Annotated in this window: 21 protein-coding genes; 15 read left to right on the forward strand and 6 right to left on the reverse strand. The window is 44.4% G+C overall.

The genetic code is table 11. The features are described 5' to 3' along the window. Positions 1-143 precede the first annotated feature (143 nt). Entirely contained in the window at positions 144-2,003 is a 1,860-nt protein-coding gene (locus ACKTR2_RS05045; RefSeq protein WP_407883140.1) for a heavy metal translocating P-type ATPase, read from the forward strand. A gap of 257 nt (positions 2,004-2,260) precedes the next feature. On the opposite strand, the gene ACKTR2_RS05050 is transcribed toward ACKTR2_RS05045, so the two are convergent. Then, entirely contained in the window at positions 2,261-4,693 is a 2,433-nt protein-coding gene (locus ACKTR2_RS05050; RefSeq protein WP_407883142.1) for a Xaa-Pro dipeptidyl-peptidase, read from the reverse strand. Between the two features lie 498 nt (positions 4,694-5,191). Between ACKTR2_RS05050 and ACKTR2_RS05055 the strand changes: the two genes are divergently transcribed. The 5 genes from ACKTR2_RS05055 to ACKTR2_RS05075 all read left to right on the forward strand — a co-directional run bounded on the left by ACKTR2_RS05055 (position 5,192) and on the right by ACKTR2_RS05075 (position 10,907). After that, complete coding sequence (locus ACKTR2_RS05055) at positions 5,192-6,811, forward strand: peptide ABC transporter substrate-binding protein (RefSeq protein WP_407883144.1); 1,620 nt, start codon at positions 5,192-5,194, stop codon at positions 6,809-6,811. 290 nt (positions 6,812-7,101) lie between these two features. After that, a complete protein-coding gene (locus ACKTR2_RS05060) occupies positions 7,102-8,202 on the forward strand; it encodes an ABC transporter ATP-binding protein (RefSeq protein ID WP_407883146.1) in 1,101 nt (366 codons plus the stop codon). Then, positions 8,199-9,017 carry an ABC transporter permease gene (locus ACKTR2_RS05065; protein WP_407883148.1) on the forward strand — a complete coding sequence of 273 codons (819 nt, stop codon included), beginning with the start codon at positions 8,199-8,201 and terminating at the stop codon, positions 9,015-9,017. The genes ACKTR2_RS05060 and ACKTR2_RS05065 overlap by 4 nt, the downstream gene beginning before the upstream one ends. Then, on the forward strand, positions 9,007-9,831 hold the full coding sequence (locus ACKTR2_RS05070; protein ID WP_407883150.1) for an ABC transporter permease: 825 nt from the start codon (positions 9,007-9,009) through the stop codon (positions 9,829-9,831). The genes ACKTR2_RS05065 and ACKTR2_RS05070 overlap by 11 nt, the downstream gene beginning before the upstream one ends. Beyond that, complete coding sequence (locus tag ACKTR2_RS05075) at positions 9,828-10,907, forward strand: ABC transporter substrate-binding protein (RefSeq protein ID WP_407883152.1); 1,080 nt, start codon at positions 9,828-9,830, stop codon at positions 10,905-10,907. The genes ACKTR2_RS05070 and ACKTR2_RS05075 overlap by 4 nt, the downstream gene beginning before the upstream one ends. A gap of 100 nt (positions 10,908-11,007) precedes the next feature. Here the strand turns inward: ACKTR2_RS05075 and ACKTR2_RS05080 are convergent, their stop codons facing one another. The 4 genes from ACKTR2_RS05080 to ACKTR2_RS05095 all read right to left on the reverse strand — a co-directional run bounded on the left by ACKTR2_RS05080 (position 11,008) and on the right by ACKTR2_RS05095 (position 16,027). Then, the gene (locus ACKTR2_RS05080; RefSeq protein ID WP_407883154.1) at positions 11,008-12,525 is read right to left on the reverse strand and encodes an Ig-like domain-containing protein; all 1,518 of its coding nucleotides are present in this window, start codon (positions 12,523-12,525) and stop codon (positions 11,008-11,010) included. A gap of 11 nt (positions 12,526-12,536) precedes the next feature. Beyond that, complete coding sequence (locus ACKTR2_RS05085) at positions 12,537-13,553, reverse strand: DUF916 and DUF3324 domain-containing protein (protein WP_407883156.1); 1,017 nt, start codon at positions 13,551-13,553, stop codon at positions 12,537-12,539. A gap of 114 nt (positions 13,554-13,667) precedes the next feature. Then, the gene (locus tag ACKTR2_RS05090; protein ID WP_407883158.1) at positions 13,668-14,417 is read right to left on the reverse strand and encodes a WxL domain-containing protein; all 750 of its coding nucleotides are present in this window, start codon (positions 14,415-14,417) and stop codon (positions 13,668-13,670) included. Between the two features lie 227 nt (positions 14,418-14,644). Continuing rightward, entirely contained in the window at positions 14,645-16,027 is a 1,383-nt protein-coding gene (locus tag ACKTR2_RS05095; protein WP_407883160.1) for an APC family permease, read from the reverse strand. Positions 16,028-16,655: 628 nt separating this feature from the next. Between ACKTR2_RS05095 and ACKTR2_RS05100 the strand changes: the two genes are divergently transcribed. The 9 genes from ACKTR2_RS05100 to ACKTR2_RS05140 all read left to right on the forward strand — a co-directional run bounded on the left by ACKTR2_RS05100 (position 16,656) and on the right by ACKTR2_RS05140 (position 22,805). Beyond that, on the forward strand, positions 16,656-17,216 hold the full coding sequence (locus tag ACKTR2_RS05100; protein WP_407883162.1) for a guanylate kinase: 561 nt from the start codon (positions 16,656-16,658) through the stop codon (positions 17,214-17,216). Between the two features lie 75 nt (positions 17,217-17,291). Then, on the forward strand, positions 17,292-17,735 hold the full coding sequence (locus ACKTR2_RS05105; RefSeq protein WP_407883164.1) for a Fur family transcriptional regulator: 444 nt from the start codon (positions 17,292-17,294) through the stop codon (positions 17,733-17,735). A 103-nt stretch (positions 17,736-17,838) separates the two neighbouring features. Then, positions 17,839-18,252, forward strand: coding sequence for a hypothetical protein (locus tag ACKTR2_RS05110; RefSeq protein WP_407883165.1), 414 nt, complete (start codon positions 17,839-17,841; stop codon positions 18,250-18,252). Between the two features lie 47 nt (positions 18,253-18,299). Next, positions 18,300-19,181, forward strand: coding sequence for a DUF6681 family protein (locus tag ACKTR2_RS05115; RefSeq protein ID WP_407883167.1), 882 nt, complete (start codon positions 18,300-18,302; stop codon positions 19,179-19,181). Positions 19,182-19,339: 158 nt separating this feature from the next. Beyond that, entirely contained in the window at positions 19,340-20,077 is a 738-nt protein-coding gene (locus ACKTR2_RS05120) for an amino acid ABC transporter ATP-binding protein (RefSeq protein WP_407883169.1), read from the forward strand. 17 nt (positions 20,078-20,094) lie between these two features. After that, a complete protein-coding gene (locus ACKTR2_RS05125; protein ID WP_407883171.1) occupies positions 20,095-20,925 on the forward strand; it encodes a glutamate ABC transporter substrate-binding protein in 831 nt (276 codons plus the stop codon). Continuing rightward, positions 20,925-21,563 (forward strand): amino acid ABC transporter permease, encoded by a 639-nt coding sequence (locus ACKTR2_RS05130; protein WP_407883173.1) that lies wholly within the window; start codon positions 20,925-20,927, stop codon positions 21,561-21,563. The genes ACKTR2_RS05125 and ACKTR2_RS05130 overlap by 1 nt, the downstream gene beginning before the upstream one ends. An 11-nt stretch (positions 21,564-21,574) precedes the next feature. Beyond that, the gene (locus ACKTR2_RS05135) at positions 21,575-22,228 is read left to right on the forward strand and encodes an amino acid ABC transporter permease (RefSeq protein ID WP_407883175.1); all 654 of its coding nucleotides are present in this window, start codon (positions 21,575-21,577) and stop codon (positions 22,226-22,228) included. A 421-nt stretch (positions 22,229-22,649) separates the two neighbouring features. Next, on the forward strand, positions 22,650-22,805 hold the full coding sequence (locus tag ACKTR2_RS05140; protein WP_407883177.1) for a hypothetical protein: 156 nt from the start codon (positions 22,650-22,652) through the stop codon (positions 22,803-22,805). An 88-nt stretch (positions 22,806-22,893) separates the two neighbouring features. Here ACKTR2_RS05140 and hflX read toward each other — a convergent pair whose 3' ends face one another. Then, a complete protein-coding gene (gene hflX, locus ACKTR2_RS05145) occupies positions 22,894-24,174 on the reverse strand; it encodes a GTPase HflX (RefSeq protein WP_407883179.1) in 1,281 nt (426 codons plus the stop codon). Positions 24,175-24,355 lie beyond the last annotated feature (181 nt).

Here is a 24,355-nt window from a genome sequence, read left to right on the forward strand (position 1 = left end):
CATTAGGTTGCAATGGTTGGCGTTTTATTCAAGGTTACGACACGTTGTTCGTGGCATTGCTAATGGGCATTTAATTCGCTCTTCTACATTAGAGCCATTATAATAAGAGGAGGAATGATTGAACTGCTAGAGGAGGTCCAACCATGCGTAATTATCGACGATTATGGAGTGTTTTAGTCGCGAGTACGGTGGCCTTGATTTTGGCGTTTGGGTTGTCTCGACCGATGCTGGCTCAGTGGCTTATTACGATCACTGGAGTGCTGATCGCATTATTAATGTTGTGGGATATGATTCAGACCTTAAAAGAAGGTCAATTCGGAATCGATTTATTAGCCATTACAGCGGTAGCTGCGACATTAGCGGTAGGCGAGTATTGGGCTGCCATGATCGTATTATTAATGCTAACTGGTGGAGATGCATTAGAAGATTATGCCGCCCACAAGGCTAAACGAGAATTGAAAACATTGTTGGATCAAACACCAACTAAAGCTCATCGTAAGATAAAAAATGAATTTGAAGATGTCAGTGTTGATGAAGTTAAAATCAATGATGTGTTGGTGGTCAAACCTAGTGAACAAGTTCCAGTCGACGGTCAGGTGCTTAGCGGAGTAAGTTTGGTCAATGAAGCTAGTCTGACGGGTGAGTCAACACCGATTGAAAAGCATGCTGGCGCAGAACTAATGTCGGGTACGATTAACGGGGATGCGGCTTTGACAATGCTTGTCACCAAAGTGGCCGCAGATAGTCAATATCAGGGGATTGTTCACTTAGTCCGAGAATCTGAAGCAAGGCCAGCACGATTTGTTCGCATGGCCGATCGTTATGCAGTACCTTTCACTGTAGTGGCCTATGTGATTGCTGGACTCGCTTGGTGGTGGTCCGGAGATCCGGTTCGTTTTGCGCAAGTCCTAGTCGTTGCTTCACCGTGTCCGCTGATTTTGGCGGCACCGATTGCGTTAGTCTCAGGAATGAGCCGCACTAGTCGTCACGGAATCATTGTGAAATCTGGTACAACATTAGAGAAGTTAGCCAAGGCTAAGACGTTTGCGTTTGACAAGACGGGTACGATTACGAGCGGTTGTTTGAGTGTTAAGCAGGTAGAAGCGTGCGCCCCATGGACTGCCGAACAAGTCCTACAACTGGCAGCTTCTGCTGAACAGCAATCGACGCATATTTTAGCGCGTTCATTGACCGCTGCCGTGACAACGTTGCTGCCTGTGAAAGATGTTAGTGAGGTGACAGCGTTCGGTGTCTCCGCAGTGGTAGATGGGCATCGAGTGAAAGCAGGAAAAGCAGCTTTTGCTGGAGCGTCAACAAAGGTGGACAGCACAGCGATTTATGTCAATATTGACGGAAAATACGCTGGTGTTATTAGCTTAGCCGATCATATTCGACCGGAAGCATCTACAACGATGAGTATGCTGCACCGATTAGGTGCCCAGCGATTGATGATGATTTCAGGAGATCAGCAAGCAATTGCAAATCAAATTGCCGGGCAAGTGGGCATTGATCACGTGGATGCTGAGAAATTGCCAGCCGAAAAAATTGCCGTGTTGGCTAAATTAACACCCGCGCAGCGACCGGTTGTGATGATTGGTGACGGCGTTAACGACGCCCCGTCATTGGCCATGGCTGATGTAGGAATTGCCATGGGCGCCCATGGAGCAACGGCTGCCAGTGAATCTGCCGATGCGGTCGTGTTAAAAGATGATTTAAGTAAAGTCGCAGCAGTGACACTGATTGCACAGGATACGATGGTCATTGCGCGTCAAGCGGTGCTGATTGGAATTGCGATCTGTACGGGCCTGATGGTAATCGCTAGCTTTGGACTTATCCCGGCCATTTTGGGGGCATTGTGCCAAGAAATTGTCGATACGGTCACAATATTGTATGCGCTTCGTGCTCGTACTGGTCGTCGTGTTGTACAGGCCTCCGACACGAATGTTAAGTCAGGTGAAACAGTTGCTAAGTCTGAGCCCTCATCACTAAACGTCGTGGAATAATGATATTAAAGCGAATAAGTTGCGTGTGTCAGTATCACAAATAACTCAAGAACGGGACATAAGTCGGTAAGTGACGAGCACTAAGAGCGAACTGCGAATGATGATGGTTTATTCATCGTTGGCAGTTCGCTCTTAGGCGGTGTTGCTTGACTTATGTCCCGTGTTTTGGCTAGTTAGATTGGAAATGAAATTTAGATTTTAGTTTTGTCCCAGACTCTGGGTTATTTGGGTTGTTTTAATTAAGTCAAACAATGGCTTTATTTAAAGGGGATATCGACAAAGCTTTGATCTAAGACAATCGAATAGCGCAGATCTTGATTGCCGCGAACAGTCATCCCAAAGTCTGTCGCATAGACTACGAGTCCGAGTTGATGGCCTACAGGTAGGTGATAGAAGGTTGGCTGTAAACTGATATCGACATCGTAAAACTGATTAGGTTTTAGCTCATCGTTTTGCCAAGGATGTTGTCGATTTTGTAGATTGATGTGTCCTTTAGTGATCATCTTGAATGGTGTAGTGTGATTGGCCAGCGTGAATTCACGCAGTGCATCCTCACGCCAACGATAACCTAAATCTAGACCATGGGCGTTTAACGTCGTTGGCGAGACGTTGAAGCGCTTGGATTGGCCGTAGTCGACGAGTTGAAAACTCAAAAGGCCTAATGGCTGGTTAACAGCCACTGAGACATGAACGGCGACATTGCCGTCGATGGTGCGGTCTTTGGCGAACTGACTTGTCTTCATTAACAGGCGCGCATCGGCTAAATTGTTCTTGCTGTCCGTCAGTAAGTCTTGCTGCCACTGCTCGTTGTGATCTCGATATTGATTGAAGACAGCCTCGGGTAAATGATCATTAAATGATTGGGCACTGTGCGTGGCGGGAGCATCCACCAAGGCGTCATTGGCAAAGAAGTAGCGTTGCTTGGATACACTTGGTTCCGCCCAGTCTTGATAAGATGTCCAGGTCTCTGGCGTCAGATTGTCTTGAATCAAAACATCAGGTAAAACAGTTGTAGCGCCATTATCAAGACCGTATAATTCATGACTCAACCACAAATTCATCATGTCCGTGTAGTCTAATGATCGAAATGCATTGATGTAGATATGTTGGCCTTGATGGAGGATGATCTTTTTAGTGATCGGTAGGCCCCGGAGTCCAGCCCATAGACGCTCAACATTATGCGGTTTGACATTCCAGTCATTGAGGCCGTGTACCATAATGATGTCGGCCTTGATCTGACTGAGGTTCTTTCGGTAATTACGTTCATCCCAAAATCGATTGTAATTGCCACTTTCTCGATCCATGCCGGCTTGTAAAGTCGCTAGTTCGGCGTCAAAGATCGGCTTAATTCGGCGATAATCGGCAGGCGCCAACATTCGGCTAAAAGTTTCGACTGCTAAGACATCTGCATCTTCGCCGGGAAAGCCACCAGGTGCAACGACTAAACCATTTTCTCGGTAATAGTCATACCACGATGAAATCGCGGCTTCAGAAATAATCGTCTTTAAGCCATCAACGCCTGTCGTCGCAGCAGCTGTCGCTAAAGTACCCAAATAAGAACGTCCCGTCATCGCGATACTGCCATTACACCACCAAGCTGTGATGGCCACCTGATCCGTGCGATTTGTAAAAGCTTTTCGTGATCCGTTAAGCCATTCAATGATTGCTACCGTGGCCTGCGTTTGCTCAACAGAACCACAAGTTTGGACGCCGTCAGAGTCTAAGGTACCGATGCCAGCAGCGTAAACGGCCGCAAATCCGCGAGCCAAGAAGTAGTCATTTAAGGTATAACTAGCTTCGCGGCCAAATGTTTCCGCTGCGATTGTCGTTTCCGTATTGACGGCACGTGGCTGAGGCAGCGTATCGGCTTGATCGGGTTGATAAGCGATATCCTCATAGCGCGTTTGATCTGGCGTTTTAGCCGTTAAAGCCACATTGACATTATGGGTCATGCTTTCACCAGCTTCATCATTGGTACCTTGGTTATAAGGACTGGCGGTATATAAGACCGGAATTTTAAGACCAGTATTGGTATCTGCTGGTCGGATGATTTCCGTTTTTAACAAGTCAAGTTGTCCGTCATGATCGGAATCGACGCTACTTTCAACATAGACAACTTCACGAATGAGGGTGGCAGTGTCAAAAACGGGTTGTGCTTTGCCATTAAAGAATAATGGTTTTTGGTCGGTGGGTAATGTATAAAAATTAGTGAAGTAACCATTGGTCGCTAAGTGGTCTAAGTAAGTCTGACCTGTTTTAGTATGGGTGGTTAAAAGGAGATACCAAGCGGCTAAGACATCTGCTTTTGTCCACGTGACTTGTTTACTTTGATGAAGGGGTAATTGAATCGTTCGCATCGCCGTCAATGGATCGGTAAGGTCAAAATCAACATCAACTGAAAAGCCTAATAATTGCAAGGCAACGCGGTAAAAGACCGTTGCAGTGACCGGCTTTTCTTGATCAAGCCAGTTGCTAAGGTCTAACGTTGGCGTTGCTAGGTAGTTGGCAAGCTTTTCATCAAATCCAGCACCAGTTTTGACGGATAGAAAGGCTTTTCGCAGCAGTAAACGGTAGGTGAATACACCGTTTGTTGCTTTAGCGATTGGCTCATCGTAAAAACGAATTTGTTGTAATTCATCGATTGCTGTTTCTAGGTCAACATTTAAACGAGCAAACTGATTATTTTTCATCGAAAAACTCCTTCACCGCATCATTTTTATCGTTCATTATACCGCTTTCTTTTGCTGTGCATAGGACTCAAAGCGGTCATGATTCTCGTTTATATAACAAATCACGACCGACATAGTCGCCTCATTTGAAAAAACAGCTGGATACGGCGTTCCAGCCGAATACTCGCAAAGTTCAGGTTGGCTGACAAGTGAGTAACATTGTAAAAGTTAATCTAGATATACTTTTTAATTGACAGCAACACTTATTTTCAGTAAGTTTATTCTAGAGATAAAATCGAGGAGCTTCTGCGATGAAAACAAGAATGTCGAGTCAATTGAAAGTCTGTCAATCGTCCCAATTAGGGGCTTGTTTTGATTTGACGTTTTTGACAGTCGACACTTGTAGGCGGTAGTAAACGTGGAATTGTGACAGGTCCGACCAAGTGATTCACTGGTTGGACTTTTTTATTGCCATGAGCTAAATCGATTGATGATCGTTATTTTTTGGAGGGGTAAAAAGTGCAAAGAAGAAAATTGACACGGATTGTTGGATTAATCACCGTTGCGTTAGTCGCAACGGTGACATTAGTGGCATGTGGTCAACAAACTGCTACGAAATCAAAGAATAATTTTCGTGTGGGGACAGTTGATGCATTGGCCACGTTGAATAGTAGTCGATACTCAGATATTAGTTCAGGAGAAGCCATTCAAAACGCGATTGAAGGGTTGTATCGCATTGACGCCCAAGGCAAACCAACATTAGCGGGCGCTAAGTCGTTGAGTGTTTCTAATGATCAACGCGTTTATACGTTCAAATTACGTGAAAATAAATGGAGCAATGGGGATCCGGTCACTGCCGCCAACTATGTTTATGCGTGGCGAAAATTAGCTGATCCAACCACTGGTTCGCCTAATGCCCAAAATATTGATCCGATTCAAAATGGTCAGGAGGTTCGTTTAGGTAAAAAGCCCCTAAATGAGCTTGGTGTGAAGGCCTTGGATAAACACACTTTGCAGGTGACGTTGGCTAATCCCGTGACCTACTTTAAAGAATTATTGACGACCGCCCCTTATGCGCCGCAAGACGAAGCTTACGTAAAAAAGCAAGGGAAGGATTATGGCACGTCTTCTCGTCACGCCATCTATAATGGACCGTTCAAAGTAACCGGATGGACGGGAACCAACGACAAATGGACGTTTGTTAAGAATAATCAGTATTGGGACGCGAAGGCCATCAAGATTGATAAAATTTCGATGATGACCATCAAGTCCGAAAGCACGGCTGCCAATTTATATCAGTCAGGCAAGTTAGATTTCATTGATCTTGATAACGAGTATGTGAAGCAATATAAGGGTCGTAGTGGTTATCATGTTCGCAAAATTCCAGCGATTGGCTATTTGAACTTCAACACAAAGCGACCAGCAACGGCTAATGTGCATATCCGGCGCGCCCTCGCAACTGGGTTTAATAAAACGCAATTGACGAAGGATGTGCTTCAAGATGGTTCGACACCGTTAGATGGTATTGTGCCAGCCAATTTTGTCACTAATGCAGCAGGCAAGGATTTTCGGGCCTACAGTGGACGTTTAACGCCTTATGATCCTTCCTATGCGCGAAAAGAATTTAAGGAAGGCTTGAAAGAACTCGGGCAGAAGAACTTGACGTTGGAATTCTTGTCAGCGGACACGCCGGAAGCGAAGGCGGTAGCTGAATTTATGCAGAGTTCCTACCAAAAGACATTGCCAGATTTGAAGATCTCTGTGCGTGAAGTACCATTAAAGCAACGTTTAAACTTTGGTCATAATTACCAATTCGATATTATCTATGGGATTTGGAGCCCCGACTATCAAGACCCATACCAATTCATTACCGACGGTGGCGCCTATCACCTGAATACAGATTACAAAAATCCAACGTTCTTGAAGGACGTCGCGGAAGCGAACTCAACTTACGCCACCAATCCAACAAAGCGTTGGGAAGTGTTGAAGGATGCGGAACATGAAATCGTTAAAAACGATGCTTTCACTGCACCGGTGTTCCAAGGCGCCTACGCATACATGCAACGACCAAATGTTAAAGGATTAGTCATTGATCCGAATGGTACTGCCCTATATTTCCGGGATGTTTACATGAAGTAAGTCTGTGAGTCGATACAATTAGATGAGTGATCTGCTGAGTAAAGCTCGGTGGATCACTTTTTGAATTTTCGTTGCCAAGGAGTGCACCGATTCCACATTGTCAGCGAGATGGTTGTGAAAAGTCAGTTTTTAGTTTTCTCAATTGATGAGGTAAAAATTAGTAAATGTTTTAGCATGAACCCATTTAAGCTTGATGAGAATGCTAGTTATTTGGGCTAGTTTCGGTTACTATGGAACTGGATGAAAACGGCGTACGTACGCCGATTTAAGGATGATGGAGGACTTGCGTATTGGCAGCAACCATTATTGAATTTAAGGATATTGTGAAACGTTACGGAGATACAGAAGTTCTTAAGGGGATTAATTTTGAAATTGAACAAGGAAAGTTTTACACCCTTTTAGGCCCTTCTGGCTGTGGAAAAACCACAATTTTGCGAATCATTGCTGGTTTTACTGATGCGACCAGCGGAGAAGTGGATTTTGACGGGAAACGGATTAATGAGGTTCCTGCCAATAAACGGAAAGTTAATACTGTTTTTCAGGATTATGCTTTGTTCCCACATCTTAACGTCTTTGATAATGTCGCTTTTCCCCTTAGCTTACGTAAGGTACCCAAAGCTGAAATTAAAACGCGGGTGTTGGATGCACTGAAAATGGTTCAGCTATCCGGGTATGAAGATCGAGAGATTAATGAAATTTCTGGTGGGCAACAACAGCGGGTGGCAATTGCCCGGGCTATTGTAAATGAACCAGATGTGTTGTTGCTTGATGAACCGTTGTCAGCTTTAGACATGAAATTACGTAAAGAGATGCAGTATGAATTGCGCGCGCTTCAGCAACGCTTAGGGATCACGTTTATTTTTGTGACGCATGATCAAGAAGAAGCTTTAGCCATGAGTGATGAAATATTTGTCATGAATGCGGGCCAAATTTTGCAAACGGGCACCCCGGTGGATATCTATGATGAGCCGATCAATCACTTCGTAGCCGACTTTATTGGCGAAAGTAACATTGTCCGTGGGCACATGGTTCGCGACTATCGGGTTAGTTTTGCCGATGCCGAGTTTGAATGTGTCGACGCGGGGATGCGCCCCAACGAACCTGTCGAGGTCGTCATCCGGCCAGAAGATTTGGATATTACGACCGTTGATCAGGGAAAACTCACGATTACCGTGGCCACACAACTATTCCGCGGGGTCTTTTTTGAAATTACTGGCCAAGATGCCACCGGTAATACTTGGCGGGTGCAGTCAATTCATCAAACAGAGATTGGCGCTCAAGTTGGCCTGTATTTTGATCCAGAGGATATCCATGTCATGCGCTTTAATGAATCTGAAGCAGACTTTGACGCTCGGCTGGAAACTTATGAAGGGGAGGAATCTGATCGGTGAGACAGAACAAAGCCTTTTATTACATTCCCTATGGATTGTGGATTGGTCTGTTTGTCATTGCACCGGTCGTGTTGATTGTTTATCAATCCTTTTTTAACATCAGCGGGCACGCGACATTAAGCAATTATGCAGACTATTTTCATTCCGGGGTCTATCTAAAGATGACCTTTAATTCCGTGTGGTATGCTTTTTTGATTACCGTCATTACATTGGCAATTAGTTACCCGACTGCGTATTTATTGAATCAATTGAAACATAAACAGCTGTGGCTATTGCTCATTATTTTGCCAACATGGATTAACTTGTTGCTAAAGACATATGCCTTTATCGGGTTGTTGTCGCGCAGCGGTTCAGTTGATGATTTTTTGACTTTCATTGGGATTGGTCCCAAGCAACTCCTATTCACAGATGCAAGCTTCTTATTTGTTGCGACATATATTGAAATTCCATTCATGATTTTGCCGATCTATAACGCCATCGCTCAGCTCAGTCCCTCATACGTCAATGCGAGTCGTGATCTGGGGGCTAGCGGTTGGCAAACCTTTAGTCGGGTGATCTTTCCGCTCACTTTAGATGGAGTTAAAGCGGGTGTTCAGTCGGTCTTTATTCCGTCGCTTTCACTTTTCATGATTACTCGACTGATCGGCGGAAATCGCGTGATCACCTTAGGTACTGCAATCGAACAACATTTCCTCGTGACGCAAAATTGGGGGATGGGTTCGACCATCGGGGTGATTCTGATTGTCGCAATGGTCATCACGATGTTGGTGACGGGTGAACGGAAACCAAGAGGGAGGTCCCGTCATGCAAAATAAACTGGGGGGTTGGTCCAAACTTTATCTGGTGGTCGTCTTTATCATTTTGTATGCCCCGATTCTATTTCTGGTGGTCTATTCCTTCAGCCAAGGCAATACGATGAGTAACTATCACGGCTTTACGTTTGCTCATTATCAGACCTTGTTTCATGATCCACGCCTACTACAGATTGTCTTAGATACGTTGATTGTGGCCTTATTGTCATCGCTGTGTGCAACTGTTATTGGGACGGCGGGGGCGCTGGGTATTTATGAGACACGGCACCGTTCAGTTCGACAAGCGGTTTTGTCACTTAATAACATTTTGATGGTCTCACCAGACGTGATCATCGGAGCCAGCTTCTTAATCTTTTTCACTATGCTTGGCCTCCAATTGGGCTTTTTTTCCGTTTTACTTAGCCACATCGCCTTTTCCATTCCCATTGTTGTCTTGCTGGTTTTGCCGAAGTTAAATGAAATGAATGCGTCAATGATCGATGCGGCTGCTGATCTGGGTGCCAATAGTTGGCAAACGCTAACGCGCGTCATCTTGCCAGCAATTATGCCAGGGATCTTCTCTGGATTTTTCATGGCAATCACGTATTCACTTGATGACTTTGCGGTCACCTTTTTCGTCACCGGAAATGGCTTTTCCACGTTATCCGTGGAAATTTATTCGCGGGCTCGGCAAGGGGTTGATTTAGAAATCAATGCGTTGTCAGCCTTATGGTTCATGGTTTCGTTAGTGCTCATCGCTGGCTATTACTTCTTGGATCGTTATAATCAAGGTCGCAAAGCTAAGAACCGCCAGGAAGTGGAGGCGGTGATTAAATGAAACGATTAGTTAGCTTAGTGGTTTTAATTTTGGCGATTAGTCTGGGCTTAGGTTTAACAGCCCGTCATTTACAGAAGGTCGAAGGTGTTACCGGGGCGGGGAATAATGTCCTCAATTTATACAATTGGGGCGATTACATTGATCCAGCATTGATTACCAAATTTGAACGAGAAACAGGCTATCACGTCTCTTATCAAACGTTTGATAGCAATGAATCTATGTTTACGAAAATTAAGCAGGGTGGTACTAGCTACGATCTGACGGTGCCTAGCGAGTATATGGTGCAACGAATGAAGGCTGATCATCTGCTTAAACGCCTTGACCCCAAACGAATCAAGGGAATGAATGACGTGGCACCGCAATTTAAGAACTTAGCGTTCGATCCGCACAATCAATACTCGGTCCCTTATTTCTGGGGTACATTAGGGATCGTCTATAATGATAAGTACGTTAAGCCCGGCGAAATCACGACCTGGAATGATTTGTGGCGACCGCAATATAAAGATAGTGTCATGCTCGTTGACTCTTCACGAGATATTTTGGGGATGGCATTGATTGCACAGGGACATTCCGTCAATACGCATAACCAAGCCGAGCTAAACGCTGCCGAAGCCAAGCTGAATTTATTAACGCCGAACGTCAAAGCAGTGTTGGATGACGAGATTATGATGTACATGGAACAAAATGAAGCGCCTTTAGCGGTGACTTACTCTGGCAATGCTGCGGAAATGATTAGTAATAATGAGCATCTTCACTATGTGATTCCATCTGAGGGCACTAACTTATGGATTGATAGCCTAGTGATTCCGAAAACAGCCAAACATTTGAAAGCCGCCTATGCGTTTATCAATTTCATGAACCGGCCGGAGAATGCGAAGCAGAATGCCTTGTACGTTGGTTATTCAACGGCTAATCAAGCGGCTGAACAATTATTACCAGCTTCCATTCGAAATGATCAACAATTTTATCCGAGTGCTCAGGTCTTAAAAAAGACCCAGGTCTATCAAGACCTGGGTGTTCGAGAAACTGGCGTATACAATGACTTGTTTCTTCAATTTAAGATGTTTAGAAAATAATCTTTGCTACAATTTTGCCTGAGTCAATTGAGAAAAGGTGGCAGTTAAAAAACGATGAACGTCTGATCAGATTTGGTCAGATGTTCATCGTTTTTGGCTATTAAGGATTTGGCACGTTGGCTAAAGTCCAGTAGATGGTAGCGTCATACTGGCCTGGTGTGACCAAACTCGTGGGTTGAAGGGTTAATGTACTAGGACTCAGATCGGCATCCGCAGTTAGATTTGGCTTACTATTTGATTTGATGAGCGTATTCGTTTGATTATCAACTAATTGGCCAACCGCTTGTCCGGTGGTGTCAATCATCGTCAGCGTGGCAAGCCCGCCATGACCACCGAAAATTTGACCAGTCTGGGAGTTGGTAAACGGTGACATGGAAGCTGATAAACGCCAACCGGAACTGGCTGGCCGCGGGTCATAGACAAACAGTGCGTTACGATCATTTCCATCATAATTGCCAGTCTGATTCTTGACGTCGACCGTCTTGGAGGCGGTCAGTGTCGTGCCCTTAGCGATGTCACTAATTGACAGCGGCGTTTGATCAGATTTACGAAAAACAAAATTGGGGACGGCATCTAACGAAAGGTCTTGACCTTTGATGACTTCCAAAGTTGCTGAATTCGTGGTCGCTTTTTGACTGCCATCAGGAAGTTGAATGTCAGCGTAGTAACGATAGTCATTTTGGGCGTAGGTGGTGTTTTTAATGGTCAAGATGCCATTCTTTAATTGATTCGTGCCGGTTCCTGCGGATATATTTGGCTGATTGGTGGCAATCGTATCTGTGCCGTCAGGAGTAACCTGATGCCAATCGATGATGGAACTGCCAGTTGGAAAGCCCTTAACCGAAAACGTCGCGGTCTGGCCTTCAGGCACCACGGTGTCTTGTAAAGCACCGACATACATTTGTTTACTGGCAGAAAGGCCATTGGCTGTTGTGGCGGTGACTTTAACTGGTCCATACTTTTTTGTATCACTATTGGCGGTCAGTGTACCCACGTTGGCATCAATTGACGCGATACTTGAGTTATCGATAGACCAGGTTACTTTGTCAGTAGCATTACTCGGCGTTAAGATGGCCTGCATATTGATTGAATTTCCATTTGGCAAGGTATCAGAAGCCGCATCGACACTAATATCAGTGGCACTGACGGCTTGTGGTGAAATCGTGACCTTAGCTGTTTGTGACCAGAATGTTTTGCTTGATAAAAATCCAGAGTAGTTGAGGGCTGCTTGGTAATAGCGGGTGGTCACTTGGGTTACATGCGTTGAAGTCGTCAAGGTAGCTGGCAGCAAGTTAGTCTGATTGACCTGGGTCCATTTGTGATTGTCACCATATTCGTACCACGTGATGTTATTCAAAAATAGCGGGTCAAAGAAGCCGCGATTGCCATTAACAGTGAGACTGTAGGATTGGTCGGAGATTGTATTTATGTCGGCAGGTTGTTGGGAAAAGCCCCCGACTAAATAGCCACCCAAGAATTGAAACGGTGGTCCGCTTGGCGTGCCATTAGTCGGGTAGGAACTGTCAGCTTGGATTGGTGTAATTGATTCAGTCATCAACGCGCCGGCGGAACCAAGCAGGAGTGAAAAAATCGTGATCAGGCATCGTAAATGTTTCAAGTTGATCACCTTCACTTTCTTTGTCGACGTCGACCCAGCCAATAACCACCAAACAAGAGTAATCCGGCAGCCAAGACGCCAAGTGTAATCCACAACCATAACCAGTTTTGCTTAACTTTGATGTGTTCATTGGCCTGATTTGCCGCCTTTTTTGTTACTGTAAAATTGCGTTTGAAATGCCAAGTGTGTCGACCAGACTTCGCGGTTAGGTCAAGATGATAGCGACCAGGCTGGAGTTTACGCTCGCCGAGATCGATGGCAGCGTTAAAACGACTATTAGGCGCTACTTCATAGTTTTTCAAAGTTGTCGTGGTTCGCATTTGGCCGGTTACTTTGGCATGAATCGTCATTTTACCAAACAAAACTGGACGTGGATTTTTAAGCGTAGCCAAGATTGTGGCCCGTTGGTTCTTTTGACTGCCGGTGACCGAGGCTAATTTTAAATCGGGAGTGACTTTAGCTCGGTTAGCTTGATGCAATAGGACCCCAATAATCATGGCGTAACGGTTATTGATTTTGAAATTTTGTTTACCGGTCGTTTTAGTTACCGCCGGGTCAGTCACAAAAATTCCTCCGAGAATCTGTCCAGAAAAACCTTGTGCAGGCACCTTAGTCGTGAAAGTGACCGGTTTGCCTTCATGAGCGTTTAAATCAACGGTGACTCCGCGACTAGTCAATTTAGTAAAGGACGTCTTCGTTTCTGGTCGCTTTTTCGGATTCGGCGTGTAGTTGACCAAACCATTGTCGCCAGTCCATGCATCTGTCGGTTGGACGCGCAGTTTTCGTGCGTGATCAGTCGTATTGATTACGTTGACGGTGATCTCTTGCGTGTCTTTTGGCGCGACGGTTAAGTCGAAGTAGCCTGTCGTTTGCGAATTTTGGTTGGCCGGAAATTGGGGACTGATCGTAAAGCCAGCTCCCGAATCCGGCGTAGCTGCAACCGCTGGGGCCATGGATACATAACCGAATAGGAGAAAGCTCAATGTTAGTAAGAGTGATGATAAATAGAAGTGACGCTTGTTTGTCATAATATCTCTTTCTTAAATAAGCGAGGGTCGTGATAAAAAGTCCGTTCTGTCGCTACCGACAAAACGGACTTCGTAGGGCGACCAATCGAATGATGTCGTCGTTTAAAAGATAAACTAGTTCGCCGCCGGAGCAGTTGGAACGTTTTGTAATGCCCAATAAAGGGTTGCTTGGTAGGTACCAGCCGCAATATTGGTCTGTTTACCAATCGTTAACGTGTTATTTGTATCTACATAAGTGGTCGTGTTCTGCCCTTGACCTTGGTTAGCTGCTGCTGTCCAGATTGCTTGGGCATCAGTCCCCCAATTCGTATCGGTAGCACTAGCTGTCAAAGTCGTTTTGTTAGCCTGGGCAGTCTGGCTGTTGTCACTGGTAGCCGTCGATGGTGATAAGGCAAGGGTTGCTTGATCAATAACAGCACCGCTAGTCGTGGTGTTTTTGAACTGACCAAGTGCGCCAACAACATGCCAACCGTTGTTAGAACCGGTGTAATCGGTGATGGATAAGTGACCAGTGTTATTACCGTCCAAATTAGCCGCATTCTTTGAAACGTTGTTATCACTCAAGTGAAGTGTTTGATCACCAGTAATAATGGCGCTGGTCTTGACGCTGCCAAATTGAAAGTCAGGCACGCTATCCAATGTTAAATCGCCACCTTGAACGTTAAACTCTGCCGTAGACCGAGCTTGAGCCTGTGAATTAGCATCAGATCCAGTTGAAATGAAACCTTCGCCCACTTTTGTCGAACTAATGTTATTGTCGCTAGTGCCTGGTCCATGAGTCTGGGCGTTAACTGCGGTGACTGGCAATAGTCCTAAGGTAAGCACCATCATTGCGGAACTGAACCATAATTTTGACTTAGACATGTTGTCTCTCCCTCTAACCTAGATAACTTGTGTGAAATTTACTAGACATAATAATACCATAAAAATTGTAAAACGGGTTACATATATAGCTAGTTAATCATTACACAATACGCTCATTTTAATTAAAATATCATATTACGAGTAAACTATTTAAATAGGTTTATTGAAACCGGCTAGACAAAGGACTTTATTCCTTGTCGAACAGCACAATAGGTCATATTAATTTTTTAGTTACGACTGTGACGCATCCCATAAGTGAAATACAAAACAATTCCTAGAGTGAACCAAATTGCCGAAGCAAGCCAAGTTTCTCGTGGTAACTGTCCCAAGAGTAGCAGACAGGTGAGCCCAGAAACAATTGGTAAGACAGGGTACCACGGCACTTTAAATCCATGATCGTGGTTGATGTCTTGACGGTGTCGTAACGGGATGACCCCAAATGAAACGAAGGTAAAGGCGATAAGCGTCCCGATGTTAACCAAATTAGTCAATTGGTCGAGAGGAATTAAGCCACCCATGAGGGCAATAATCGTGGTGATCGTTACTAAGCTATTAGTTGGCGTACCAGTTTGGGCATTGATATGACTCAACTTTTTTGGCAATAAGCCGTCACGACCAATGGCATAGACTAATCGTGACGATGAGTAAATCATCGCAAGCATCATCGTAAACATACCGGCTAAAGCGCCCAATGAGACGAGACCAGCGCCCCAATTTTGACCAACTTTTTGTAAAGCAAACGCAACAGGGTCAGCAACATTTAGGTCACGGTATGAAATGATACCAGTTAAAACAATCGATACCGCGATGTACAAAAGGGAGGCGACAACCAAAGTCCCGATAATTCCAATGGGCATGTTGCGCTTGGGATTTTTAACTTCAGCTGCTGAAGCGGCGACGACGTCAAATCCTAAAAAGGCAAAGAATACAGCCGAAGCACCGGCCAAAACACCGCCATGGTATGGAAAGAACGGACGCCAGTGGGCAGGCTTAACATAAAATAAGCCGACGAGGACAAAGACTAAAATAATGATAATTTTGATGACAACCATCACGTTTTGGACCCGCGTTGACGTGCTCATCCCTCGATGAAGGAGCCAAGCCACAATTAAGATGATCAGAACAGCAACCAAATTGACATAAGTACCGTGATGCGGATCAAAAGAGCCGGTGATCACATGGGGAAGATGAAGACCGAAGCCATTAAGTAAAGCATTGAAGTAAGCGGCCCAACCGGTTGATACGGCGGCGACTGATAACATGTATTCAAGCACGAGTGCCCAGCCCAATAGCCAGCCGATAAATTGTCCGTAAATAACATTGCCATAGGAATAAGCTGAGCCTGCAATTGGGAGTACCGACGAAAATTCGGCGTAGCACATGGCGGCCAGTCCACAGACAATTGCAGCCACAATAAAGGACAAGATGATGGCTGGACCGGCCTTGGTGGCGGCGACAGTACCAGGTAAAATAAAAATCCCTGTCCCGATGACAGCACCGATGCCTAAGGCAATTAAATCACGGGCCGACATTGATTTAACTAAGCGTCGATCGGCATCTAAGTAGTTCGTTAATGGTTCCTTCTGGCGCATTTTTTCTAAAATTGTCATATGATCACCTCAGCGTAGTCTATGCGTGCTTACAACCGCGGGTAGGCTTGATCCTTAAATTTTAATCGGACACAAAAATACCGTTTGGTTGAAAGAAAAGTCCTTTTCATCCAAACGGCAGTTTCAACATTGAAAAATAAGTCGTCTGGACGTAAACCGGAAGTTTACCGTGCTTACGTCCATTGACTGGCGCAAGCACTATCCAAACAGACTAAACGCCATGTTCATGTTGTGAGTTAGATGCGTTTTTTCCATGTTGATTACCTCGGAGTATGAGAATAAATCTCATTTAATGTTAATCAATATACGGTTTTTTGAATTCAAAGTCAACAGGAAAACGATTTTAGACTATGTCAGATTAAACTTTTTACAATGTTGTTCACTGACGACCAACCTGAACTCGATCGGCTAGGCATCATCTTTTTGCCACAAATGCATGAGTTTGTGGCAGGCTATTACTGAAGGACCATGGCGACTTATAAATCAAGACGAAGATGAGACTACACTTTGCAATGCCAATTTTTACAGTGGCCGACCTAACTCGAAGATTCCATTTTCGGATCAGTTCAAAAGAATCTCAGGATGGTGTATGATTAAAAGCTGTTAATGAGAAAAACGGAGGAACAACATGAAAAAGCGTGTCTTTGTCATTACCGGCGCGACTGGTACTGGCAAAACCACAGTTAGTGATTACTTGCGGGATTATTATCATATGCCCAAGGTCATCACACACACAACGCGGCCCCCACGCAAGGGTGAAATGAATGGGGTCGACTATTATTTTGAAAATGATGAATCATTTGATCAGAATCATTATTTAGAACAAGTTGCTTATGCAGGTTACCGCTATGGCTCTTCTCATGAAGGCCTTGACGCAGCCTTTGAAAGTAATCCATACATTACGATTGTATTGGATACGAAGGGAGCGGTAACGTACGCCGAACAGCTCGGGGAAGAAGCTGTGATTATCTTTTTAACGGTCAGTCAAGATGCCGATCTCATTGATCGGATGACGAAGCGTGGCGATGATAGCATGATGCTTAAGGAACGTTTGGACAGCCCTGAATACCGGCGCGATCTCACATTACCGTCAGCTTTAAAGAACGTGGCACACGTGATAGTGAATGACAATTTGGCGACGACTAAGGTGAAGATTGATGATATTGTGACAGCGGCTATTGCCAACTAAGGTAGCTGCTTTTTAGGTTGAAATCTGGTACACTGTTAATGGTAACAGTTACTATTTAAATGGGGAGGGACGCCCATGACTGATCATGTGACAGAAGCCGTGACGGTTTTACAAAAAAACCATTTTAAAATCACTAAACAGCGTCGCACAATGTTGACCTTTTTGTCTGAACAACCGGATTATTATACGAATGTAACCGCGTTAGATGCCTATATGCGGCAACTATATCCAGGTATGAGTCATGCTACAATTTATCGAAACATCAAAGAGTTCGTTGATTTGGGCTTGGTCGAACAGCAAGTTGATGGGGATCAGGCGCGCGTGAAATTTCAGTGTGATTTTGCACATATGCATCATCACCACTTTGTTTGTCGGCGGTGTGGACGAGTCACGGAATTAGAAATGTGTCCATTGGATATGAGCTTTTTTGAAAACCAACTTCCTGGCGCACAAATTGAAGGCCATCGCTTTGAGATCTATGGCCTTTGCGCTGCTTGTTCCGCCGAACAAGCGAGTTGAAATCTTAATTTACATCTAAATCACGACCGCCAATCACGACTATTGGCGGTCTTTGTTTATACTAAAACCCAGTGAAGATGTGATTGAAAAGGAAGGTGTTTTTATGGATCATCGAATTCCACCGTTTATTACACCGGTCGCCGTGGTCTCGATTATCTTGGCGCTTTCAGCGACCAATATTGTGGTCAATCGGGTGACAAATACTTCAGAGGGGGCCCCAACCGTTCGCACAAGTGACAATTCCACTAGCTCGAGTAGCCCCTCGGTTAGTGAACGTTCAACAAGTGTTTCAAGTAATTCGGAACAGAAGACTTCGACCAATTCGGCCACGGATCGTTCAAGTAATGATACATCGACAGAAAATTCTAGTGCAAAACCAACGGATGATGATCAGACGAATGCTTCAAGCACAACGAATAGCAGTAGTGTTGCCAATTCCACGAGTCAGAGTAAACCAGCAAATCAAGAGTCAAATCAACAATCTTCAACTGATAATCAGACGACGACAGGGCAGTGAGGGCCGTTCGTTAATCATCAGCCAGATCAATCAAAGAAGGTGAATAGATGCTATCATTGTTAGACATGGCCAACCATTTTTTAGGTTATTTTAACGTCAATACGAAGTTAAAAGGACGAATTTATACAATTCTGGGATTTCTGGGTGATTGGTACCTACTGTATATTGGGGTTCGTTTCATTCAAAACGGCGGCCATATTCGTGGTGCACTGTTAATTCTCGTCTTTTTATTCTTGATGTATTGTACGGCGGTCAATTTTTTCTTTTATTTTCTCAAACGCCGATTCCCTTTGGACCCGTCAGAACGGATCGCCAAGGTGTTGGGCGATGAACGGCTTAAACAACAGGAAGATAAATTGACACAACGCGATCAATTGGATCGATTTGCGCCTGCCACAGGCTTATATGATAACAAACAAGTTATTCCCGCCAAAGTGACGGTGAATGGCGCTCAGCATAAAAATTTAGCGACGATTGCGGCCCAATTCAACGATGCCAACCTTTTACCACAGGATTACGAGGGGCAATCGGATCAGGAAGTATTAACTGCCGCGACAGCGCGCAACCAGCCAGTATTTGCGATTGGCGAAGGCGTTCCATTGCCATTTGCAATCCTCAAATCTGAGGCTGGTCACCTGTTAGTTTACGCTGGGCTCAACCAAATGACCGCTCTGCCAGTCGGCCGAATTACGCGAGTAGGGTTGTCGGATATTAATCAAGCACAACAACGGTTTGACCTGTTCATTGCAAGCGCAGTTTTACAAGGTGGTTTAGCGAAAACGGCTGGTCGTTCAGGCACGATTGAACGGCAACTTCCATACACGATTAAAGTAGAAGTCGCGTTTTCAGAGAAGAAAACCGGGACAGATGCTGCAAATTTTCATGAAGTCGCGACAGGTTCACCAAGTAACGAGCAAGAATTTCACTAATGCAGCAAAAATAGTCTTAAGATTAAACTAGTCGAGGACGTGAATTAGGCGAGTCGCCTTTTGACACGTCCTCTTCTTTTGGACTAAACTAATAACACGGCTTGTGAAAGCATTGAAAGTACCAAGGATTGAGAATATTTGAGGGTGAGGGACCGATTATGTCAATGATTGAATTTCACGACGTACAAAAGTACTACGGTGACTTTCATGCGTTAAAGGACATCAATTTAACAATTGAAGCTGGTGAAACGGTGGTGCTGATTGGACCATCAGGTTCCGGGAAGAGTACTTTGTCACGGACGATTAATGGACTGGAACGCATTCAAAGTGGTCAATTAATCGTTAACGGCCAAGATTTAGCAAATCCAAAAACGGATTTAAACCGGATTCGTAAGAATGTGGGCATGGTGTTTCAGCATTTTAATTTGTACGAAAATAAAACCGTGCTGGAAAACATTATGTTAGCACCGCGGATTGTGTTACATAAGAATGAAGCTGAAAATAAAAAATTGGCCATGGAGCTCTTGGATCAGGTTGGTCTAGCTAACAAAGCAGACAATATGCCGGCCGAAATTTCTGGGGGACAAGCGCAACGGGTCGCGATCGCCCGGTCACTAGCGATGCAGCCTAAAGCATTGATCTTTGATGAACCAACTTCAGCGTTAGACCCAGAAATGATCGACGATGTGTTGGGGGTTATGAAGACGATTGCCAATGACTCGAGTATGACGATGTTAGTGGTAACGCATGAAATGGGTTTTGCTCGTGAAGTGGCCAATCGAGTTATCTTCATGGCTGATGGACAAATTTTGGAAGACGATGAAACACAAGCTTTCTTTGATCATCCACGAGAAGAACGGGCTCGGCAATTCTTGAGCAAGATTATTAACCACTAGTTGAGGAGGGGACACGCATGAGGAGACGATTTAAACTTGCGACCCTTACCGCAGCACTCTGTTTGTTGCTGGTTAGTCTGAGCGGGTGTGGCCAATCGTTGGCCCAAAAAGACATTCTGCAACTGGATCGTCATTCCAATGAAATCACGTGGGGCGTGAAGGCTGATACAAAATTATTTGGTTTAATGGATGTGCGTGATAACCAGATTAAAGGTTTTGACGTTGATATGGCCAAGCACATCACCAAACATATTCTAGGAACTAAGGGACAAGCGAAGTTTATTCAAGTCACTTCCCAATCTCGGATTCCGCTATTAAAAAATGGTAACATTGACGCCATCATTGCGACGATGACGATTACGCCTGAACGGGCGAAAATCGTTGATTTTTCCAATTCATATTTTGATGCTGGCCAGTCACTTTTAGTGCCTAATGGCAGTGACATCAAGAATGTACGGGATCTAAATAAGCCGGGCATGACCGTGTTAGGAGTAGTTGGTGCGAATTCAGTTCAAAATATTAAAAAGTATGCACCCAAAGCCCGCGTCTTGGAATTACAAGACTACGCGCAGGCATTGACTTCACTCAAAGCCGGTCAAGGGCAAGCTTTAACAACCGATAATGGGATCCTTTATGGAATGGCAGTCCAAAATCCTGGATTTAAAGTTGTTGGCGGGACCTTTACCAAAGAACCATATGGGGTCGCGGTCAACAAAGGGCAACGTCCATTTGTTCGCGAGATTAATAAGGCTATCAAAGAGATGCAGGCCGATGGCGAATACAATGCGTTGATCAAAAAGTGGTTCGGGAATGTGCCCGGATTTAACTACAAGGAGTTGGAGCGATAATGGCTAATATTTTAACTTCGCACTGGAACGAACTTCTTACTGGTCTGGGCTGGACATTGCTGTCAAGCATTTTGGCACTGTTTTTTAGCCTAATCATTGGCTCCTTGTTTGCGATTATGCAAGTGACCGAAAGCAAGTCAGCTCGAGTCATTGCCCGAATTTACGTCGAAGTTTTCCGTAATATTCCATTGTTGGTCATCACGAGTTTCTTTTACTTGGTCATTCCGATGTATATTGTAAAAGTAAATGGTTTCACGGCTGGTACAATCGGATTAACGATTTATACATCGGCTTTTATTGCTGAAACGGTCCGTTCTGGCATTCAGTCAGTTGACTCCGGGCAGATGGAAGGTGCGCGGGCTAACGGGCTTACTTTTTGGCAGGCCATGCGTTATGTTGTCTTGCCCCAAGCCTTTCGGTTAGTCATTCCGCCATTGGGGAATCAGTTTGTTAACTTAGTGAAAAATTCATCCGTTTTAGCCTTCGTAGCTGGCTTTGATTTAATGTATCAGGCCAATAACATTGCTTCAACGACATTTGACACGATTAATAGTTACATGGTTGTCGGTGTGATATATCTGTTTATTACGATGCCAATCAGTTATTACATGCGTCATCTAGAAAAACGCTTAGCGTAGGGGGCAAGCCGATGAAATCATTTATCGATGCATATTCATGGATCAACTTACGCTACCTACTTGAAGGGCTTTGGGTAACCGTTGAAGTATCAGTCATTTCTGTCATTTTAAGCTTCATCGTTGGTTCACTATTAGGGATTATTCGTTACACTAAAATCAAGTACTTATCTGCAATTGTGGGATTTGTGATCGATGTGATCCGTAATTTGCCACTATTGTTGATTATCTTCTTTACCTACTTTGGTTTGCCTAACTTTGGCTTTAAACCAGAAATTATTCCTGCCACTATTTTAGCGATGACGATCTTTGAATCGTCCATGCTGGCTGAGATTATTCGTTCGGGGATTCAAGCTGTTCCAACTGGTCAAATGGAGGGCGCTAGAGCCAATGGGTTGACCTATTGGCAAGCATTGCGACACATTCTTTTACCACAAGCTTACAAGAAAATGATTCCGGCTTTGGTCAGTCAATTTATTTCCTTGATTAAGGATACATCGTTGGCCACGATCATCGTATTGCCAGATTTGACGTTCCATGCGCAGATTATTTACGGGCAAAACGCTAATTACATCATTCCGATGTTCCTTGCATTAGCGGTGATGTACTTTGTGGTTTGTTATGGTTTATCCGTTGTCGCCAATTATATCGACCGGCGAATGGCGTAGCTTTCAAGCTTAACGAGGATCAATTGACGAACAACTGCTTAAGTGATTGCAACATTGCACTTAAGATGAGTAGGTCCAGTCTGCAAAGCCGTGAAATTATCGCGATAGCCATATTTTAGGATTAGCAGAGACGTTTGCTAATCCTTTTTTGGCAGTTGATGTAGTAAACATGGTTTTTGGATGTCATTGCTGATCACACATACGGACAGTTGTTAATTTTATCCCCGACTGTTAGTGTAAAGTTTTGGTGACAGAATGTTAGGGGTCGGCAAGCTACATCGGAAGTGAATAACAGTAATTCGCTCCATAAAAGTCGCGACCCTGGTCTTTAAATTGGACGGAACCTAAATAGAATCGGTATGATAATGATAGGCAAGAATTGATTAGCTGGTCAGACAACTTCATTGGGAGGCTATTGTAAATGAAAAAAGATAAATTCAAGCCCAAACCAGATGCTACTTCAGCAACAACCCCAAAGCGTCCCGGATTCTTGGGAAAATTTATGTTGTTACTAAGCGTTGCACAGTTATTAATGCAGCTAAATGAATTACGTAAGCGGTGGCATGGGCACGCTTAGCTGGTAAATTTTAGCGTTGCAATGTAAAAGCACGTCGTCAAAGACCCATAATTGTGGGCTTTGGCGACGTGCTTTTTAGGTTCGTTGCTTAGTCGATTCGATATTTTTCAAATCGTTTGGCAGATTCATCCGTTAATTCAACCGTAATTTTCGTTCCTTCAGCGACGTAATCAGTGGCCAAAATATGTGCCTTTTCATTGAGAAAGTTAAGGATATTACCCTGGTCGAAGGGGATCAACAACGTTACGGTTTGATAGTTTTGAAAAATTTGCTCACGGATTATTGCGATTAGTTCATCTAATGAAGCGTCATCCTTGGCCGAGTATATGAGTTGCATGCCTTCTCGAACCGGATAATTGGCGTCCGTTAAATCGGCCTTATTAAACGCAACGATCATTGGAATATCGGTGACGCCAATTGCCGCCAGTGTTTCATTAGTCGTCGTCATCATCGCTTCGCTGTTTGGATCGGCGAAATCAACGACTTGAATGAGTAGGTCCGCATTGGCAGCCTCCGCTAGGGTTGATCGAAAGGCTTCAATTAGGTTATGTGGTAGCTTGCTGACAAAGCCGACGGTATCTGACAGTAAAAATTGTTTTTGATCTGGTAGGGTGATTTGCCGGACACTGGTATCCAAGGTTGCAAATAACATGTTTTTTTCGAAAACTTGCTTGTCTTCATTAGCGCCGAATTTACGAACTAGGCCATTCATGGTTGTCGATTTGCCGGCATTGGTATAACCAACTAAGGCGACCGTTGGCAAGCCATTTTTTTCACGCTGGGTGCGTTGAGTTGTGGCAGCCTTAGTGATTTCAGCCAATTCTGCTTTCAGGTGTTTAATTTGGTTATTGATCGTTCGCCGGTCCATTTCCAGTTGCGTTTCACCGGCCCCGCGGTTAGTGAATCCACCGCCACCACCAGCACCTGTCTGTTGGTCTAGCCGTTGATTGACGCTCGTGTGGAGGCGGGGAAGTTGATACTGCAATTGCGCGATTTGCACTTGCAATTTAGCTTCACGTGTCTGGGCGCGATTGGCGAAAATATCCAAAATGAGGGCAGTTCGATCTAAAACCGATGCTTTGGTTTCCCGTTCAAGGTTACGAATTTGCGAAGCGGTTAGCTCATCGTTAGTCACAATGGTCGTCAAGTCTTCACTGGCAACGATTGTGGCTAGTTCGGCGACTTTCCCCTTGCCGAAGTAAGTACCAGGATGTGGCCGATCCAATTTTTGGCGGACCTCTTCTTTGACGATCATATGGTTGGCAGCCACTAAATTAGCAAGTTCTTCCATCGAATAGTCGAAGTTGCGATCTCCAGTGTTTAGACCAGCGATAATGACTGCCTTAGGTGCAACAGCTGTTTCAGCCATAGACGTTGCCTCGTTTCTAAATGATTTTAATGTACTTAGTATAGCATGAATCCAATGATGGCCGTGATGACGGTGGGATGGTAACGCTTATTGATGGGATGATTAAAAATAAATTAGCAAAAAAACATTGACTTTAATTTTATTTTAATCTAATATCAATTCAACTTTTCGTTACATAAGT

This window comes from Furfurilactobacillus curtus, assembly GCF_045862785.1.
GTDB classification, from domain to species: Bacteria; Bacillota; Bacilli; order Lactobacillales; family Lactobacillaceae; genus Furfurilactobacillus; species Furfurilactobacillus curtus.

Coding starts and splice junctions, on each gene's coding strand:
- ACKTR2_RS05115 (WP_407883167.1), top strand. CDS start 18,300: ATGCTATCATTGTTAGACATGGCCAACCATTTTTTAGGTTATTTTAAC.
- ACKTR2_RS05050 (WP_407883142.1), bottom strand. CDS start 4,693: ATGAAAAATAATCAGTTTGCTCGTTTAAATGTTGACCTAGAAACAGCA.
- ACKTR2_RS05130 (WP_407883173.1), top strand. CDS start 20,925: ATGGCTAATATTTTAACTTCGCACTGGAACGAACTTCTTACTGGTCTG.
- ACKTR2_RS05125 (WP_407883171.1), top strand. CDS start 20,095: ATGAGGAGACGATTTAAACTTGCGACCCTTACCGCAGCACTCTGTTTG.
- ACKTR2_RS05045 (WP_407883140.1), top strand. CDS start 144: ATGCGTAATTATCGACGATTATGGAGTGTTTTAGTCGCGAGTACGGTG.
- ACKTR2_RS05075 (WP_407883152.1), top strand. CDS start 9,828: ATGAAACGATTAGTTAGCTTAGTGGTTTTAATTTTGGCGATTAGTCTG.
- ACKTR2_RS05070 (WP_407883150.1), top strand. CDS start 9,007: ATGCAAAATAAACTGGGGGGTTGGTCCAAACTTTATCTGGTGGTCGTC.
- ACKTR2_RS05085 (WP_407883156.1), bottom strand. CDS start 13,553: ATGACAAACAAGCGTCACTTCTATTTATCATCACTCTTACTAACATTG.
- ACKTR2_RS05100 (WP_407883162.1), top strand. CDS start 16,656: ATGAAAAAGCGTGTCTTTGTCATTACCGGCGCGACTGGTACTGGCAAA.
- ACKTR2_RS05135 (WP_407883175.1), top strand. CDS start 21,575: ATGAAATCATTTATCGATGCATATTCATGGATCAACTTACGCTACCTA.
- hflX (WP_407883179.1), bottom strand. CDS start 24,174: ATGGCTGAAACAGCTGTTGCACCTAAGGCAGTCATTATCGCTGGTCTA.
- ACKTR2_RS05120 (WP_407883169.1), top strand. CDS start 19,340: ATGTCAATGATTGAATTTCACGACGTACAAAAGTACTACGGTGACTTT.
- ACKTR2_RS05110 (WP_407883165.1), top strand. CDS start 17,839: ATGGATCATCGAATTCCACCGTTTATTACACCGGTCGCCGTGGTCTCG.
- ACKTR2_RS05140 (WP_407883177.1), top strand. CDS start 22,650: ATGAAAAAAGATAAATTCAAGCCCAAACCAGATGCTACTTCAGCAACA.
- ACKTR2_RS05090 (WP_407883158.1), bottom strand. CDS start 14,417: ATGTCTAAGTCAAAATTATGGTTCAGTTCCGCAATGATGGTGCTTACC.
- ACKTR2_RS05105 (WP_407883164.1), top strand. CDS start 17,292: ATGACTGATCATGTGACAGAAGCCGTGACGGTTTTACAAAAAAACCAT.
- ACKTR2_RS05095 (WP_407883160.1), bottom strand. CDS start 16,027: ATGACAATTTTAGAAAAAATGCGCCAGAAGGAACCATTAACGAACTAC.